A 15,339-nucleotide genomic window follows, 5' to 3' on the forward strand; every position below is an offset into this window, starting at 1 on the left:
CGAAGTCGCCTGAGGCATAAAAGTCGTACACATGATTTTGCAAGACTTTCGACTCCTCGCCCCGGTTACAACGGGTTTCGTACGCATCACAACGCATTCGGACGCGTTGGTGCCTTCGACGTGAGACCTACAATACCGTCCGGTAGCACAGACCGTTGCAACGGGCGGGGATAGTCATGTTGTTTGAGAGATTACGGCTCAACTGGAAGATCCGTCGGCTCAAGCGGCTAAAGGGCCAATACATCGGCGTGACACTCGAGGCTATTTGCGAGGTCGCCTACGAGACCGGCGAGATTCCGGACAAGGAGGCCATAGGGAAGGAGATACTTAGCACCGTCAAACTGAACCGCCAGATAGACGAGCAAATCGCCATCCTTGAGAGCGATTACTGGCTTGAACAAGCGCAGCGTTACTTGCTCCTTACACCGAACGACGAAGCGTACATTCCTTCAAAGCTGGACCGACGCTTCCACTATTTCGACGAGAACACATTGACCTCCCTCCGCTCTTCGGTTCGTAAGGAGCAGAAGGAACGTTCGGAGAATTTCCGCATATGGGCAACGCTTGCTATCGGTATCATAGGTGCCCTCATCGGATTGGTCGCCGTGCTTAAAGAAATAGCCGGGTTCGGTTTGGAGAGGAATTGCCTCGCAGTCATTCTTCTCAACGGCGATGTCGCCAAAAATACTTAGCGGAATATTTTTTCAAAAGGGGCTGGACAGCCTGTGACTGATTTGCCTGTCGGGCGCGAGAACCGGTGAAGTTGCGACGGGATTCCATGGTCGCACCGGCGAAAGCAGACCAGCCTCAAGCCGCCATCTCGAAACCGAACCCGTCATCGCCGAGCGACTTCCGCAGTTGCTCGATCCGCCGGTGAATGAGGGGGGCGGTGTCGTTCGAGCCGGGAATATAGAAAGGCTTGCCGTCGCGACCGAACCGAAAGCCCGCGTCGCTTGCGTCAGCGCTGACGTCGCCGAACAACCGCTCCACCGCTGCGAAGTCCCGGTGCGGCGCGAAACCGATCGATTGCGACCACGCGGCAAGATCTCGCAGCAGCTTGCGGGCGTAACTGGGATCGACGGAAACCATCGGCGACCCGGCATCCGTCGCGTCCATGTACATCTCGAAATCTTCGCGCTCGACCGATTCGAACATCACATCCTTGATCCCAAGGCAAAACACGTCGATCAGAAACGAACTTAGCGCGATGTGATGGGGCGTGGCGCCGCGCGCCAGAACCAGCGTCCCCATGCCGATGTCGAACACGGATTCGGTGAGGAAGCAGTGTCGAATGGGCGCAATGGCAGCCCGGAGCACACGGGCGGGCAGGCTTGCTTCCAATACCTCGGCCCGCCGTTTCTGGGCCACCACCTGTTTCCGCCGTTGCGCTTTCCTGGCGCGCTTCAGCGCCATGTTCGGTGCCATGGCCGATTCCTCCGATGATTCGGAATTGCTGCATGATACAGGCCAAGATTCACTTGGTGGAGTGGCGGCACATCAAATATTCTGGGGACAAGCTCCGATCGAAATTGCAGGGCGGCCGCTCCGCCCGGCGAGTTTTGCCATGACCTCAACGTTCCGGGCCTGGTGCCATGAGCGTTTCAGCCGAAGCCTTGTACAGGATGTCCGATGTGGAATTGCTGGCGGCCTATGGCGAAGCCCGGCGACAATTCCTGGAAAAGAAATTCACGCGCGATACAAATCGGGCGCGGCTGGTATGGATCAGGGCCAAAATGTTCGTCGGCAGCTCGGGCGGCGTTACCGAGCGCAACATGGCGATCGACGTCTCCGAGGAGATTGCCCGCAAGGGTCAGGAACTGCGCGAGATGACGCGCGACCTCGATCTGCTCAAGGTCGATGTCGACATCATCGCAATCGTCATTCGATTCCGCGGCGCATCGCCGCCGCCGGCGGCGCACGGCGAGGACACGTTGGAAGAAGAGCCTGAGCGCGAGAGCCATTGATATCGTCATGGCCCGGTTTGAAAGCACCGTCGCCGTCCGCGGGGTGTTAGTCCGGGGATCAAAAGCGCGCAGCAAGGTACGCATCGCCCTTCCCGGGGACCCAGCCGATTGACCCCCATCGAGGCAGTCCCCATATGGGGCGAGGCAAATGCACGGGGTCTCCCTTTTCCGACAAGCGTGAACGCGGCCGGGCATCCCGGGCGGCGTCCTTCGCAAACGGTTTCATTCGGGAGTCCCCATGACGGCACTGTCCATCCTCGATCTGGTCCGAGTCACCGAAGACACCGATGCGCGCGGCGCGCTCGACAATGCCCGCGATCTCGCAGTTCATGCCGAGGCCTGGGGCTATCGCCGCATCTGGGTGGCGGAGCATCACAACATGCCGGGCATTGCCAGCGCAGCGACCTCGGTCGTGCTTGGCCATATCGCGGCAGGAACAAAGACCATCCGGGTCGGCGCAGGCGGCATCATGCTGCCCAACCATGCTCCCTACGTCATCGCCGAGCAGTTCGGGACGCTGGCGCGGCTGTTTCCGGGCCGCATCGATCTCGGACTGGGCCGCGCACCCGGGACCGACCAGCTGACGCTGCGCGCGTTGCGCCGCACGAATGAAGCGGCCGAAAATTTCCCGCAGGACGTTCTCGAAGTGCAGGCTTTCCTGGCTCCAGCCGTTCCCAATCAACGCATCCAGGCGGTGCCGGCGGCGGGGACGGACGTGCCGTTGTGGATTCTCGGATCAAGTCATTTCGGCGCGATGCTCGCGGCCGAGCTCGGGCTTCCCTATGCCTTCGCTTCGCATTTCGCGCCCGAACTGCTGGTCTCGGCGCTGCAGATCTACCGCAGCCGCTTCAAACCGTCCGAGCAGCTTGACCGTCCCTATGCGATGGCCGGCGTCAACATCATCGCTGCGGAGAGCGACGCCGAAGCGCGCCGGCTCGCGACGACGCAGCAGATGTCCTTCACCAACATCTTCCGCGGCGCGCGCGGCCTCAGCCAGCCGCCGATCGACGACATCGAAAGCTACTGGTCGCCGACGGAAAAAACCCAGGCGATGGGGATGCTCGCCCGCTCCATCGTCGGATCGCCCGACACGGTTCGTTCCGGTCTCGATGCGCTGGTCGCAGAAACCGGCGCCGACGAACTGATCGTCGTGTCCGATGTCTACGATCACGCGAAACGGCTGCGCTCGTTCGAACTGATCGCCGGAGCCGCCGGTATCGGCGGCTGATGGGAAAGTACCAGACTGTATCTGCAGATCGGGTTGCGTCGTGGTCGAGAAAGCCCGCTGTCGCTGAAGCCGGCGCTCCCCTCAGAATAGACTGCCATCACGCAAGCTATTGAAATTATTTTCATTATTGCAATATTCAATTGCTCTCCAAAGGAGGCTTGGCCAATCGCCTCACCCATATTAGGTTACATGTAACTATTTTGGAGGATTGCCAAGTGTCATCACCGAAGCCGAGACCCTCTCGTGTGAAAGTTCGCGAGCATCGCGAACGGCTGCGCCGGCAAGGACTGCGTCCCATTCAGATTTGGGTCCCGGATGTGCGTGCGCCTGCGTTCCGCTCGGAGGCGCGTCGTCAGTCGCTGGCCGTGGCCGCAAGCTCCCGCGCCCACGAGGATCAGGCGTTCATCGACGCAGTATCGACATTCACTGACGAAGTGGATGGGCATGAATGAGACGCGGCGACGTATGGACGGTTGCGGGCGGCAAGGACTATGCGGGCAAGGCGCGGCCCGTCGTCATCCTTCAGGATGACAGTTTCGACGGAACTGAATCCATCACGATCTGCGCGTTCACGACCGACGAGACCGACGCACCCCTGTTCCGGCTTCCTGTCGAGCCGAACGAGCGCAATGGATTGCGCGTCCCATGCCGCCTGATGGTGGACAAGGTGACAACCGTCCCGAAATCCAAAGTCGGTGCGCATATCGGGCGGCTGGACGACGAGGATGTCCTTCGCCTCAATCGCGCCGTGCTCGTATTCCTTGGACTGGCAACGTCTCCAAGAACCAAGGAGGCATGAGCTGTAACGGACCTCGCCGCGAGTTGCACCATTCCGTCCTCGCGCCTGACGCCGCCGCGTCCGATTTAGCCCTCAGGGACCCCAAAATTCGGCTCTTTCAACAACGCGCCGCGCCGGTTCGGTTGCATCGATCGACAGCCACGATCCCGATGATTTGAAACAATCGCTCTGCATTAAGCTTAAGCCTTAACTAATAATTAAGTATACGTTTGCGGGCACGAAGGGCCCGGCCTAGCGTTCGCTTTGCTGCTCAGTAACCAACGAATTGGTGCGTGCCATGGCGTATAGATTGTATGGGGCATTCATCGCCTCGCTCGGCGTGGTCGCGCTCATGCTGGCCGCGAACGCGACATTCGCCAGGTCGGGAGCAGCCCTTGGGGGAGCGTCTGTTGCGGCGCATCCGGTGTTCCGTCCGTCAGGCCCCCGACCGTTCGGGCATCACCGGGGACGCCGTCTGGGCGGCTTCTGGTCAAACGGGGCCTTCTTCTACGACCCATCCTATGGCGAATCCTATGGCGGCGGCCTGGGAGGACCCTTGGGAGATGTTGGGCAACCTCCATCAGGCGATATCCATTACACCTATACGAATGATGTTCCCTGGGACTGGGTACATCGGTTTCCACCGCAGGTCGTACCTTCCGACCGGCCTTATGTGCCGAGTTGCCCCGAGGAGACCGTGACGGTTCCCGGGCGCAACGGTGAAGAACAAACCATCAATATCATGCGGTGCTACTAATACTACTGAGTCAGAAGGTCGCGGCCGTCTGATTTGAGAATCACTTAACGTAGAGCTTCCCATTGAGAAACAGGAGGTTGGGATGGCTCTTCGGGAAGCGAAGGGTGTTCAAGCGCGTTTTACGCGGTATATCGAGAGTCTTGTCAGCGTGATCGGCCACGCAGATCGGGCAGGCCCGTTGCGCGACTATTGCACGGGCCTAATTGTGTCGGAAGCACGCAAGAGCGTTGAGCCGATGGCGGCGATCACAGCGCCGGATCGAACGGGCGCACAGCATCAGTCCTTGCTGCATTTTGTCGGCCAAGGGCCGTGGTCGGACGAGGTGGTTCTGGCCAAGGTTCGCGAGATGGTGTTGCCACAGATTGAACGGCGCGGACCGATCACGGCGTGGATTATCGACGACACGGGCATTCCCAAAAAGGGGCAGCACTCGGTTGGGGTAGCGCACCAATACTGCGGACAACTTGGCAAGCAGGCGAACTGCCAAGTCGCCGTATCGTTGTCGATTGCCAACCACGCGGCGAGCCTTCCTGTGGCCTATCGGCTGTATTTGACGAAGGATTGGGCTTCGAACGAGGCGCGTCGGCTCAAGGCGAAGGTGCCAGAAGAGATCTGCTTCAAGACCAAGCCGGAGATAGCGCTTGAGCACATCCACTGGGCCTGTGAGACCGGCCTTCCTGGCGATGTGGTGCTATTGGACGCGGGCTACGGCCACGACTCCAAACTGCGCGCCGGCATCACAGCTCTCGGGAAGGCCTATGCGGCAGCTATACAGCCGCAGACCTTGGTGTGGGCGCCGGGCATACGGCCGGGCCGTGCCCCGAAGAAGGGCCGCCGGGATGCGCCTGATACGATCTCGGTCAAAGAGCTTGCCCTCGGGCTGCGTGCGAAAGCATGGCATACGATCGAATGGCGGGAGGGCACGAATGCACGGCTCCGCTCGCGGTTTGCCCGCGTACGGGTTCACGTTGCATCGAGCCATGAACAGGCTGAGAAGCCGGCAAAAGAGTGGCTGCTGATCGAATGGCCCGAGGGAGAGGATGCGCCGACCAAATACTGGTTGTCGACCTTGCCAAAAAGCATTCCGTTCCGCGATCTGGTCGACACGGCCAAACTGCGCTGGCGCGTGGAGCGTGACTATCAGGAACTCAAGCAAGAGCTCGGTCTCGGTCATTTTGAAGGTCGAGGATGGCCAGGCTTTCATCATCACGCCACGCTGTGCATCGCTACCTACGGGTTCCTGATCTCCGAACGGGAGACGATTCCCCCCTCAGGACTACGTAGCGCCCGGCTGTTCCCGGAGATTGTCGTATCCGACGGCTATCGACCCAGAGGATCCTCCATTGCGGCCTGAGCGACACATCCCGAACTCAATCGCAACGATGCGCCGTAGGCTCATCGACGCCATCGTTAAACGCCTGCCACGATGTCCCTGCTGCCACTCTCTCAACGCACCGTATGCAAGGCAGACCCGATAAATGACACAGTAGTACTAACGCATTTTCCAGTTGTATCGAACCACCATCAGGCACCCAACGGGCCTGATGGTTCGAGACGCGCGGCGTTGCCGCGCTCCTCACCATGAGGGTCTCAGACCTCATCCTGAGGAGCATCGCGAAGCGATGCGTCTCGAAGGATGATGCCACCGAACTGTAAAGTGCCCCAGGTGTGGACTCATTAGCCGCCGGGTCGCCCCTGTCGCGAATGGCCCGAAGCAGAAACGAAACCAAACGAACGTGTACTCGTTTGGTTTTGGCCGCTATCTTCGGATCATGACTTGCTCCATTCTTCTGGACCTCGACGGCACCCTAATCGATTCGTACCCCGGCATTTTGGCAAGCTGCCTTGCGGCACTGCGCGCCCTTGGACATGAGCCGGATGAAACCGTCGATATAAGAGGTACCATCGGGTTCCCGCTCGAAGATGTGATGCAGATCTTGCTACAGTCATACGGAGACGACAGGGTCGGTGAAGCAGTCGCTGCCTATCGTCAACATTACGGTGAAAGTGGGCTGCTCGGAAGCGTGCCTTATCCGGGAATTGGCAAATCCCTTGAAGAGATGAAGCAGTCCGGATTGCGAATCTATCTTGCGACCTCAAAGAGGGCGATTTTCGCAAGCCGCATTCTGGACCATCTGAAGTTTGCCACATACTTCGATGGCATCGATGGCTCAGTGCCGGGCGGCGAGCTGGATCACAAACCCGAACTGCTCGCCCATATTCTGTCCAAACACAGTCTTTCGCCGTCTCACAGTCTGATGGTCGGGGATCGCCGCCATGATATTTCCGGCGCCCATGCGGTCGGAATGCGCGGTCTTGGCGTGCTCTGGGGTTATGGTACCCGCGACGAACTTGAAACTGCTGGCGCAGACCAGCTGGTGGATTCCCCTGCCGATCTCGCCCGCACGGTGCTCTCGATGGTCAATGGGAAGGAATCCAGAGGCTAGGGCACTTTCCAGTTCGGTGGCATCATCCTTCGAGACGCATCGCTTCGCGATGCTCCTCAGGATGAGGTCTGAGACCCTCATGGTGAGGAGCGCGGCAACGCCGCGCGTCTCGAACCATTAGGCCTGTTGGGTGACTGATGGTGGTTCGATACAACTGGAAAATGCTAGGGCAGCTGCATTCAAGCAGGCCGCCTGATATCCGCTGCTGGCAGTTGGCGTCGTCTCGCTGCGATGCGCAATTTGGTCCGCTATCGGCGCACACCGAACGAGGCGCTCTCGCGTCGGGCGATTTATGGCTCCGCCTGGAAGCCCGATTCCCTGACGATGTCGCGATAGCGTTCCCAGCTTTCACGGACCGTCGCGGCGAATGCCTGGGGAGTCTGGGTGCCCACTTCCATGCCGAGCGTGGCCATGGCCTCCCTGACGCTGGGGGATTCCACCGCGGCGTTGATGGCCGCGTTGGCGCGGGCGACGATGTCGGGCGGCGTCCCGGCCGGCGCCAGAAAACCGGACCAGTCCTGCACCACGATTTTCTCGTAACCCAGTTCGAAGAACGTCGGAATATCGGGGGCGAGCGTCGAGCGTTGCCGCGCCGTGGTGGCGAGAATGCGCAGCTTGCCCTCGCGGGCGCTGGGGAGAACTTCCGCAAGCGGCGTGACCACCGCGGCGATATGCCCGCCGAGCGCGTCCACCACCGACGGCCCGCCGCCGCGGTAGGAGACCAGCTGCAACTGGATGCCGGCGTCGCGCGCAAACATCAGACCGGTAAAGTGCTGCGCACCGCCCGCCGGTGCGCCGAAGGTTGACCTGTCCGGGTATTTCTTCGCCCATGCAACAAAGTCCTTCAACGTCTTTACATCGTCGGGGACGCCGGGTCCGATCGAAAAGGCCAGCGTTCCGAAATGCGTGGTGGCGACCGGGACGAAATCCTTCAGGGTGTCGTAGCGCAATTGCTTGTAGACGTGCGGATAGATCACCATCGGGAATGCCGGCGTAAACAAAAGCGTGGCGCCATCGGGCGGCATGGCCTTGACGTCGGCCGCGGCGAGTTGGCCGCCGGCGCCGGTTCGGTTTTGCACGACCACGGCGGCCGCATAGGTGCCGCGAACCGCATCCGCCACCAGGCGCGCGACGGTGTCGGTCGCTCCGCCCGCCGGAAAGCCGACGACGAATGTCGCCAGCTCCAGCGGCTTCTGCGCGCGCGCGGCGCCGCTGATCCCGACAAGGGGCAACGCAAGTGCGGCCGTGGTGAAAGACAGGACATCTCGACGCGTATGCATGTTTCGTCCCTCGATTTGAGTTTCCGCGCCGCCTCAGCTGACGAGATGCTGCAGCGGCTCGTTGTTGATGAGGCGTTTGAGATTGCCGGCGGCGCTTTCGGCGAGGCGCGTCTGGCTGACCTCGCTGCCGCCTCCGGCAAAGTGGGGTGAGATCAAGAGATTGGGCGCGCCCCAGAGCGGATCGCTGGCGGGCAGCGGCTCGGGGTCGACGACGTCGAGACCCGCCGCGCTGACCTGGCCCGAGGTGAGCGCCGCGGCCAGCGCCTGCTGGTCGACCAATCCGCCGCGCGCGACGTTGATCAGGACAACGCCGGGCTTGCAGGCCGCCAATCTTCGCGGGTCGAACAGGTGATGGGTTTCCGGCGTCAGCGCGATCGTCAGCATCACGATGTCGGCTCGCGCGAGCACCTGATCCAGTTCGGACAGGGTATGGCTTTCATCCAGCCATTCGTCGGACTTGCGCGCGCGCGAAACCGCAACGGTCCTGATGCCGAAGGGCCGGGCGCGCCGCGCGATCTCCCGGCCGATCTGGCCGTAGCCGACGATCGCCATGACCTTGCCCTCGACCGACGTCGCTTTCGCCGAAACATCCAGCCGCGACCAATTGCGTTTGGCCTGTTGCTCCAGCATCGCGGGAACGCGCCGCACCAGCGCCAGCAGCAGCGTCATGGCGTGTTCGGCCACGGTCGGCGCCACGCATCCGTGGGGATAGCTGACCGCGACCCTCGCGGGCAGTCCGACCGCGTCAAAACCCTCGCGGCCCGCGGTGAGGAAATGCATCCAGCGCACGGTGTTATCGGGCGCCGACAGGGCGTCGACGACCTGTCGCGCCTGATGGGGCGGCGCGTCGTACAAGATCAGCGCTTCCGCGCCGTTCAGCGCGCCGAGTAGCTCGGCAAGCGTTTCCACCACGACAAGGTCTGCTCCCGGTACGGCCTGCAGTGCGTCGAGGACCTGTTGCCTCGCCAGTTGCAGCCGCGCCCAATAGACAACGCGCATTTGCTCTTCCTTATCGCGCCGACCGGGGCGGGTGTGCCCTCAGCGCTTCTTCGTTGATGTCGGAGCCCCAGCCGGGACGCACGGGAACCAGCATTTCGCCGTTTTCGATGGTCGAGGGATGGGTCAGGAAATCCCGCGTCCACGGCGCTTCATCCGGGCGCAGCTCCATGATGCGGAAATTCGGAATCGCGGCGCACAGATTCGCGCTCATCAGGTTCGCCAGATCGCCGACCGGGTTATGCGGCGCGACATGGGTCTCGAACGCATCGGCGAGCGTGGCCACGCGCACCGACTGCCAGACCCCGTTCCACATGGGGTCGACGATGGCGGTATCGACCGTGCGCTGCGCCAGATAGGGACGGAAATCGTGGATTCCGTGCAGCGATTCCAGCGAGGCGATCGGTGTTGCGGTCGACTGGCGGATCAGTGCGAGACCCTCGGGATCGCGCATGTCGAGTTCGAGCCAATACAGATTCAGCGGCTCGAGGCGGTGCGCGAGACGCAGATAGCCTTCGGTGCGCTGGCTGAAGCTGACATCGAGCATCAGCCCCCGGTCGGGACCGATGCCTTGGCGCAGCGCGTGGAGCTGGTCGACGATCGCGCCGATATGGTGATCGCCGATGCTGCGGTCGAGGAAGCCGGGCTCGATGCGGAATCCGCCGTTGAACATCCGGGGCTTGTCCTTGTCGAAGAAGACCGGATTGGTCTTCACGGCCCGAAATCCCTGTTGCGCGGCCTCGCGTCCCAGCCGGGTGAAATCGTCGAGGGTGCGAACCGGCTCCAGGCCGAGCTCTTTTTCGTAAAAGTCGGGGTAGCGGACCCGGTAGCTACCGCAATGCGTCCAGTACACCGGTATGCGCTCGCGAAACGGTCCGCCGAACAGGGCATGGACCGGCACGCCCAGGGCTTTGGCCTGAATGTCGAGGCAGGCATTCTCGATCGCCGCGACCGCCTGATGGGCGAGACCGCCCCACGACAGACGTGTGGTCGCGAGCAGGCTTTCGCTGAGCCGGCCGACCGGGCGGGGATCCATGCCGATCGCTACCTTGGCCAGACCCTTGATCAGCGGCGTGACCGAGATGCCGGACAGCCCTTCGTAATATTCGGCCCAGCCGACGATGCCTTCGTCGGTGGATATCTTGACGTAGCAGCAGACGCGATAGCCGCCGTCGGCGTGCAGGGTTTCTATATCAGTTATCTTCATGATGGCTCGTCCCTGGAGGCGGCGATGGGTGCGGGAATCTCGGTGCCGTAGACCGCGAGCAGCTTTCGCAGCGCGTTGAAGGTCACCCGCCGCTCCTGCGGCGAAAGTGCGCGAAGCAGTTTTTGTTGTTCGGCGATGGCGTGGGGCAACACCGCTTCGGCGAGCTTGCGCCCGCTCGGCGTGATGTCGACGATCCGGCGATGTTTATGCGCGGCGTCGGCGGAGGTCCGCACCAGCCGCCGTGCGGTCAGCCCGCGCAGCACGCGGGTCGCCTGCGCCTTGTCGAAGTGCGATACCCGGCAAAGCGTGGCCAGCCGCATCGGCGCCGATTCGCGCAAGCGCGCCAGGATTCGCCATTCCGGCAGCGCCAGGCCGTGCTTTCGGGCGTAGACCGCCGTGCCTTCCTGGTGAATGACATTCGCCACCCGCAACAGCAGCGAGCTCGGATATTCCGCCAGTTCGAGCTGGCGCCCGCCTTCCAGGGCGGCATTCCAGGGATCGGACAGGCTCGCATCGACGCGGGCGCCGGATCGGCGCGCCGCAGGCTGCGAAGCCGCAGGCTCCGGGCTTGCAATCGTGTCACCGGCGCGTTTTCGCAGCGGGCGCCCCGTCGACATGCATTTCCTCCCGAGCCACCGCCGGCGATTGAGGGCCCGGTCATGTGGACTAGTCCACATTGCGGCCTGTTGGTGGACTTGTCAACGTGGCCCGGCAAGGCACGGTCGTTTCACAACGACTTCGCCGGCGCCGACCCCAGGCGAGTTAATCGGGAGATGCGCCGTTACCAATTTGTAATCCGTCCGTTTCGAACGGCCGTCGTGGCGGCCCCGACCAACCTTCATCGGAAACCCCGGCGGACTTTCTCCCTGGCATCGGCCCGCTGGTTGAACTTCCATTCTCCGGGTTGGACGGTGCGGTTGCTTAGAACCGCCGCCATATGTCTGGAATGCACGCGGCTTCGGTGGGACTATTTGGCAATGACGGCATCAGCTTCGATCTCTATGAGACCGCCGCCTCGTACCAACGAGACAATCTGAACGAGAGTACTTGCCGGATATTTCCCCTTCGTGAAATATCTCGAGCGCACTTCGTGAATGTCATGGAGCGATTTGGCATCGATCTTCGTCGTAAATACTCGAACGCGAACGATGTCGTCCATGGTTGCATTCTCGTGCTCAAGCACTTGCTTAATATTTTTCAGAACTTGATCCGTTTGCTCGGCCATCGTCTTTCCCACCAACCGGTGTTCCGCGTCGATCGGCGTCTTTCCGGATATAAACAGGAGAGAGCAATCAGCGAGATCCACACGAACGGCATCGGAGAACACCGCTGGTGTCCCGTCCGCAGAAAGACCCGCCATTCCCCGCGAACGATCTTCAGTTAAATTGATGTGATGTCTCTTCACGGGGCAGTCCTTTCATCAGTCTGCTGGTTAGCGATGGCAGCAAGTTCGGACTTCAGAATGCGTCCGAACTCCGCTGGTTCCTCGTAATAGGGAGCGTGCCCGGCAACGCCCTTGCGAAAATGCCATGATCTGCTGCGCACAATGCAATCCCTTGCGACTGGAACCGAAACACCAGGCGGCGAGTGACAAGTGCCGCAACGTAGCACGAGGCCATCATGACCAAGATCGACGATCTGAGACTGCTGTTCCCGAGAGCAGAGGATATTCCGCTGGCGTATCGGCTAGCTCAGCCAATCCATCAAAAATGCTACCTCGTCGATGGAGAACTGAAGGCGTGGGCAGGCCCTTCTCAGAAGGTGTATTCTCCAATTCACCTGCGCGACGACTCCGGCGAGTTGGCGGCGTTGGAGATCGGAAGTTACCCCTTGTGCGGCGTTCCGGAGGCTGAAGATGCGCTGATGGCCGCATTCCGGGCCTACGACAATGGCCGGGGCGCGTGGCCGACTGCGACCGTCGCTGAACGAATTTCCTGCATGGAGGACTTCACCCGGAAGATGATCGCGGTTCGTCGCGAGGTCACCAACCTGCTGATGTGGGAGATCGGAAAGGGTAGGGTGGACAGCGAAAAGGAGTTCGATCGCACGGTCGAATATATTCGCGCGACGATCGATGCGTTGAAGGCGCAGGACAACGAAAACTCCAGATTTCTCGTCGTGGAAGGCACGATTGGACAGATCCGCCGTACACCCCTGGGAGTTGTGCTGTGCATGGGCCCCTACAACTATCCGCTCAATGAGACATTTGCGACGTTGATCCCTGCCCTGATCATGGGAAACACCGTTATACTCAAGCCACCGAAGTTCGGCTTGCTGCTGTTCCAGCCCTTGCTTGAGGCATTCCGGACCTCCTTTCCGAAAGGCGTCGTCAATACCGTCTATGGCAAGGGAGCGGAAGTGATACCGCTGATGCTGGAATCCGGAAAGGTGAATGCACTGACGCTCATCGGATCAAGCAAGGTTGCCGACCATCTCAAAAAGCTTCATCCAAAGGTCAACCGGCTTCGCGCGATCCTCGGCCTCGACGCAAAGAATGCCGCCATCGTTCTTCCCGACGCTGACATCGACCTTGCCGTCAAAGAGTGCCTGTTGGGCTCCCTCAGCTTTAACGGACAACGCTGCACGGCCCTTAAGTTCCTGATGGTTCATCGTTCGATCGCGGACGAGTTTCTGCGGCGGTTCGTTGACGGGCTGAACAAGCTGACGGTTGGCATGCCGTGGGTGGAGGGCGTGAACATCACCCCGTTGCCGGAGCCCCACAAGGCCACCCAAATGCAGAGTCTGGTCGATGACGCGATATCGAAAGGCGCCCGCGTCATGAATCCGGATGGCGCGACGAAGTGTGCATCGCTTTTCACGCCTGCGGCCATCTACCCGGTTATGGATGGCATGAGACTCTTTAGAGAGGAGCAATTCGGTCCCCTCGTTCCGATCATGCCCTTTGACGATATTGAGACGGCGCTCAACTATGTGATTACTTCAGAGCATGGCCAGCAAGTCAGCATCTTCAGTTCCAACCCGGCTCAGATCGGCGAATTGGTAGATCCACTCGTCAATCAGGTTTCGCGTGTCAACATCAACTGTCAATGTCAGCGGGGTCCCGACGTTTTCCCATTTACGGGCCGCAAGGATTCCGCCGAGGGAACCCTTTCGGTAACCGATGCACTACGCTCTTTCTCCATCAGATCGATGATCTCCGCCAAGGCCACCGATGCAAGCAAGTTACTCATCGAAGACATCATACAAAACCACCGATCAAAATTTATCAACACAGGCTTTGTCTTCTAAATGTTCGGAGCAGGCGACCGCCGCGCTCTATGCCGCGGCTTATCGATTCCATCGCTGGCCTCTCTGGAATAATGGGTCACCCGCCGGAGCCTGTCATCGGGCTCGCCGAAGGCGAGACCCGGTGGCGGGGATGACGCGAGAGTGTATGCGCGAGCGCGGACCAATGACGGTCGTCATACTCCGGGAAAGCGGAGTATCCAGTACGCCGCGGCTTATCGATTTCATCGCTGGCGTCTCTGGAATACTGGGTCTGCTCGGCATCTCCGATGATTGCGGAATCGCACGACGATATCTGCGTGAGCATCCGAGTCTAACACCGAAGTTAGTTGCGCTCAAAGCGCTCGCGCTCACTTTCCTCATTGCGCAGGTCGTAACCTGTCGTCGACGGGCATTGCCCTGAAGATCGCGTCGATGACGGAAAAAATGCGCCTGCAAAGTTTGGTGCTCGAAACACGATGATGGAGATCCTGATGCTGCGAAAAGCACTGTTCATAACCGCCACCGCTATCCTTTTGGGTGGTTCTGCAATCCCGACAATGGCCTTTGCTCGTGGTGGAGGCGGTCATGGAGGTGGCGGACACGGAGGCGGCGGACACGGAGGCGGCGGACACGGAGGCGGTCACTTTGGTGGGGGCCACTTCGGCGGCGGTCACTTTGCCGGGGGTCACTTCGGCGGACGCGGTACCCATGTGCACGTTGGCGGCACCCATGTGCACGTTGGCGGGACCCGCGTCGCCCGAGGCCGCGACTTGCGGCGTGACGGCGGCCGCTTTGCTGGCGATTGGGGTGGAGGGTATTGGGGTTATGGACCCTATGGCTCCTGCTACCCGTACGGCGGGGCTTATCCGGACTGCAACTGGCCGCAATGAGTTGAAGCCAATGGGCGTTCTTCTGAACGTCCATTTGGCGTCGCACGAAAGCTCCCGCCTGGTCACCTCTGTCCCCAGCCGATGATGGCCGCGCGATCTGCGTCGCGTTGCGCGACCATCACGGGCGCAGGCGGAAGCGGTCCTCGCCGCGGCCCATCGATTGCATTTAGACTGCTCCCATCGCAAAGACCGGTTTATCGTCGCGATCGACGACGTCGCGGTCTTGCCGGGATTAGCCGATAATTGAAATAATTATAGTTCAAGACAGCACATTCTCTGCCTGGGCGAGAGCGAGCTTCGGTTCGCCGGCGGGCTTTGGTCGCGGCAAGCTCGACTGCATCCCCGCTTCCTCCCGAAAGACGCTGGTAGAATTCCGCACACGCATAGCGGCCAAGCGGTGGTCGAGGAAGGCGTCCGTCCTCGATATCTGCGGCCCGCACCGGCCGGCTGCAGGCGGAAGTACAGAATTCGTTAACGCGGCCGCCCTAAACCATAGAGACAAGGGCAAAATCCCGAAATGCCGCTGGATCATCGATGAGAGATGAAGCAGACCATGCTGGCGGG

16 protein-coding genes are annotated in these 15,339 nt (G+C 60.9%); 9 read left to right on the forward strand and 7 right to left on the reverse strand.

The window, feature by feature from the left end; translation table 11 throughout:
* Positions 1 to 176: 176 nt before the first annotated feature.
* Positions 177 to 692 (forward strand): hypothetical protein, encoded by a 516-nt coding sequence (locus tag B5527_RS36150; RefSeq protein WP_079605751.1) that lies wholly within the window; start codon positions 177 to 179, stop codon positions 690 to 692.
* 115 nt (positions 693 to 807) lie between these two features.
* Here B5527_RS36150 and B5527_RS36155 read toward each other — a convergent pair whose 3' ends face one another.
* A complete protein-coding gene (locus tag B5527_RS36155) occupies positions 808 to 1,425 on the reverse strand; it encodes a hypothetical protein (RefSeq protein WP_079605752.1) in 618 nt (205 codons plus the stop codon).
* A gap of 167 nt (positions 1,426 to 1,592) precedes the next feature.
* On the opposite strand from B5527_RS36155, the gene B5527_RS36160 reads away from it, so the two are divergent.
* From B5527_RS36160 to B5527_RS36190, 7 genes are all read left to right on the forward strand, one after another.
* Complete coding sequence (locus B5527_RS36160) at positions 1,593 to 1,964, forward strand: hypothetical protein (protein ID WP_079605753.1); 372 nt, start codon at positions 1,593 to 1,595, stop codon at positions 1,962 to 1,964.
* A 238-nt stretch (positions 1,965 to 2,202) separates the two neighbouring features.
* Positions 2,203 to 3,192, forward strand: a complete 990-nt coding sequence (locus tag B5527_RS36165) for an LLM class flavin-dependent oxidoreductase (RefSeq protein WP_079605754.1) — start codon at positions 2,203 to 2,205, stop codon at positions 3,190 to 3,192.
* Positions 3,193 to 3,437: 245 nt separating this feature from the next.
* Complete coding sequence (locus B5527_RS36170) at positions 3,438 to 3,644, forward strand: antitoxin MazE family protein (protein WP_245332383.1); 207 nt, start codon at positions 3,438 to 3,440, stop codon at positions 3,642 to 3,644.
* Positions 3,641 to 3,991, forward strand: coding sequence for a type II toxin-antitoxin system PemK/MazF family toxin (locus B5527_RS36175; protein ID WP_079605756.1), 351 nt, complete (start codon positions 3,641 to 3,643; stop codon positions 3,989 to 3,991). Before B5527_RS36170 ends, B5527_RS36175 begins: the two co-directional genes overlap by 4 nt.
* 277 nt (positions 3,992 to 4,268) lie before the next feature.
* Entirely contained in the window at positions 4,269 to 4,727 is a 459-nt protein-coding gene (locus B5527_RS36180; RefSeq protein ID WP_079605757.1) for a hypothetical protein, read from the forward strand.
* A gap of 82 nt (positions 4,728 to 4,809) precedes the next feature.
* The gene (locus B5527_RS36185) at positions 4,810 to 6,081 is read left to right on the forward strand and encodes an IS701 family transposase (protein ID WP_079602812.1); all 1,272 of its coding nucleotides are present in this window, start codon (positions 4,810 to 4,812) and stop codon (positions 6,079 to 6,081) included.
* Positions 6,082 to 6,499: 418 nt separating this feature from the next.
* Positions 6,500 to 7,174 (forward strand): HAD hydrolase-like protein, encoded by a 675-nt coding sequence (locus B5527_RS36190; RefSeq protein WP_079607780.1) that lies wholly within the window; start codon positions 6,500 to 6,502, stop codon positions 7,172 to 7,174.
* A gap of 290 nt (positions 7,175 to 7,464) precedes the next feature.
* Here B5527_RS36190 and B5527_RS36195 read toward each other — a convergent pair whose 3' ends face one another.
* The 5 genes from B5527_RS36195 to B5527_RS36215 all read right to left on the reverse strand — a co-directional run bounded on the left by B5527_RS36195 (position 7,465) and on the right by B5527_RS36215 (position 12,062).
* Entirely contained in the window at positions 7,465 to 8,454 is a 990-nt protein-coding gene (locus B5527_RS36195) for a Bug family tripartite tricarboxylate transporter substrate binding protein (RefSeq protein WP_079605758.1), read from the reverse strand.
* A 33-nt stretch (positions 8,455 to 8,487) separates the two neighbouring features.
* Positions 8,488 to 9,453 (reverse strand): D-2-hydroxyacid dehydrogenase, encoded by a 966-nt coding sequence (locus B5527_RS36200; protein ID WP_079605759.1) that lies wholly within the window; start codon positions 9,451 to 9,453, stop codon positions 8,488 to 8,490.
* 10 nt (positions 9,454 to 9,463) lie between these two features.
* Positions 9,464 to 10,657: a mandelate racemase/muconate lactonizing enzyme family protein gene (locus B5527_RS36205; protein WP_079605760.1), complete on the reverse strand. Its 1,194-nt coding sequence runs from the start codon at positions 10,655 to 10,657 to the stop codon at positions 9,464 to 9,466.
* Positions 10,654 to 11,274, reverse strand: coding sequence for a MarR family winged helix-turn-helix transcriptional regulator (locus tag B5527_RS36210; RefSeq protein ID WP_172842767.1), 621 nt, complete (start codon positions 11,272 to 11,274; stop codon positions 10,654 to 10,656). Before B5527_RS36210 ends, B5527_RS36205 begins: the two co-directional genes overlap by 4 nt.
* Before the next feature lie 350 nt (positions 11,275 to 11,624).
* Complete coding sequence (locus tag B5527_RS36215; protein ID WP_154072701.1) at positions 11,625 to 12,062, reverse strand: RidA family protein; 438 nt, start codon at positions 12,060 to 12,062, stop codon at positions 11,625 to 11,627.
* A gap of 215 nt (positions 12,063 to 12,277) precedes the next feature.
* Here B5527_RS36215 and B5527_RS36220 point away from each other — a divergent pair, with 215 nt between their 5' ends.
* Positions 12,278 to 13,906: an NADP-dependent glyceraldehyde-3-phosphate dehydrogenase gene (locus B5527_RS36220; RefSeq protein WP_079605763.1), complete on the forward strand. Its 1,629-nt coding sequence runs from the start codon at positions 12,278 to 12,280 to the stop codon at positions 13,904 to 13,906.
* Positions 13,907 to 14,262: 356 nt separating this feature from the next.
* Here the strand turns inward: B5527_RS36220 and B5527_RS45565 are convergent, their stop codons facing one another.
* Positions 14,263 to 14,616: a hypothetical protein gene (locus B5527_RS45565; RefSeq protein ID WP_172842768.1), complete on the reverse strand. Its 354-nt coding sequence runs from the start codon at positions 14,614 to 14,616 to the stop codon at positions 14,263 to 14,265.
* Positions 14,617 to 15,339 lie beyond the last annotated feature (723 nt).

It is taken from the genome of Bradyrhizobium erythrophlei, assembly GCF_900129425.1.
GTDB classification, from domain to species: domain Bacteria; phylum Pseudomonadota; class Alphaproteobacteria; order Rhizobiales; family Xanthobacteraceae; genus Bradyrhizobium; species Bradyrhizobium erythrophlei_C.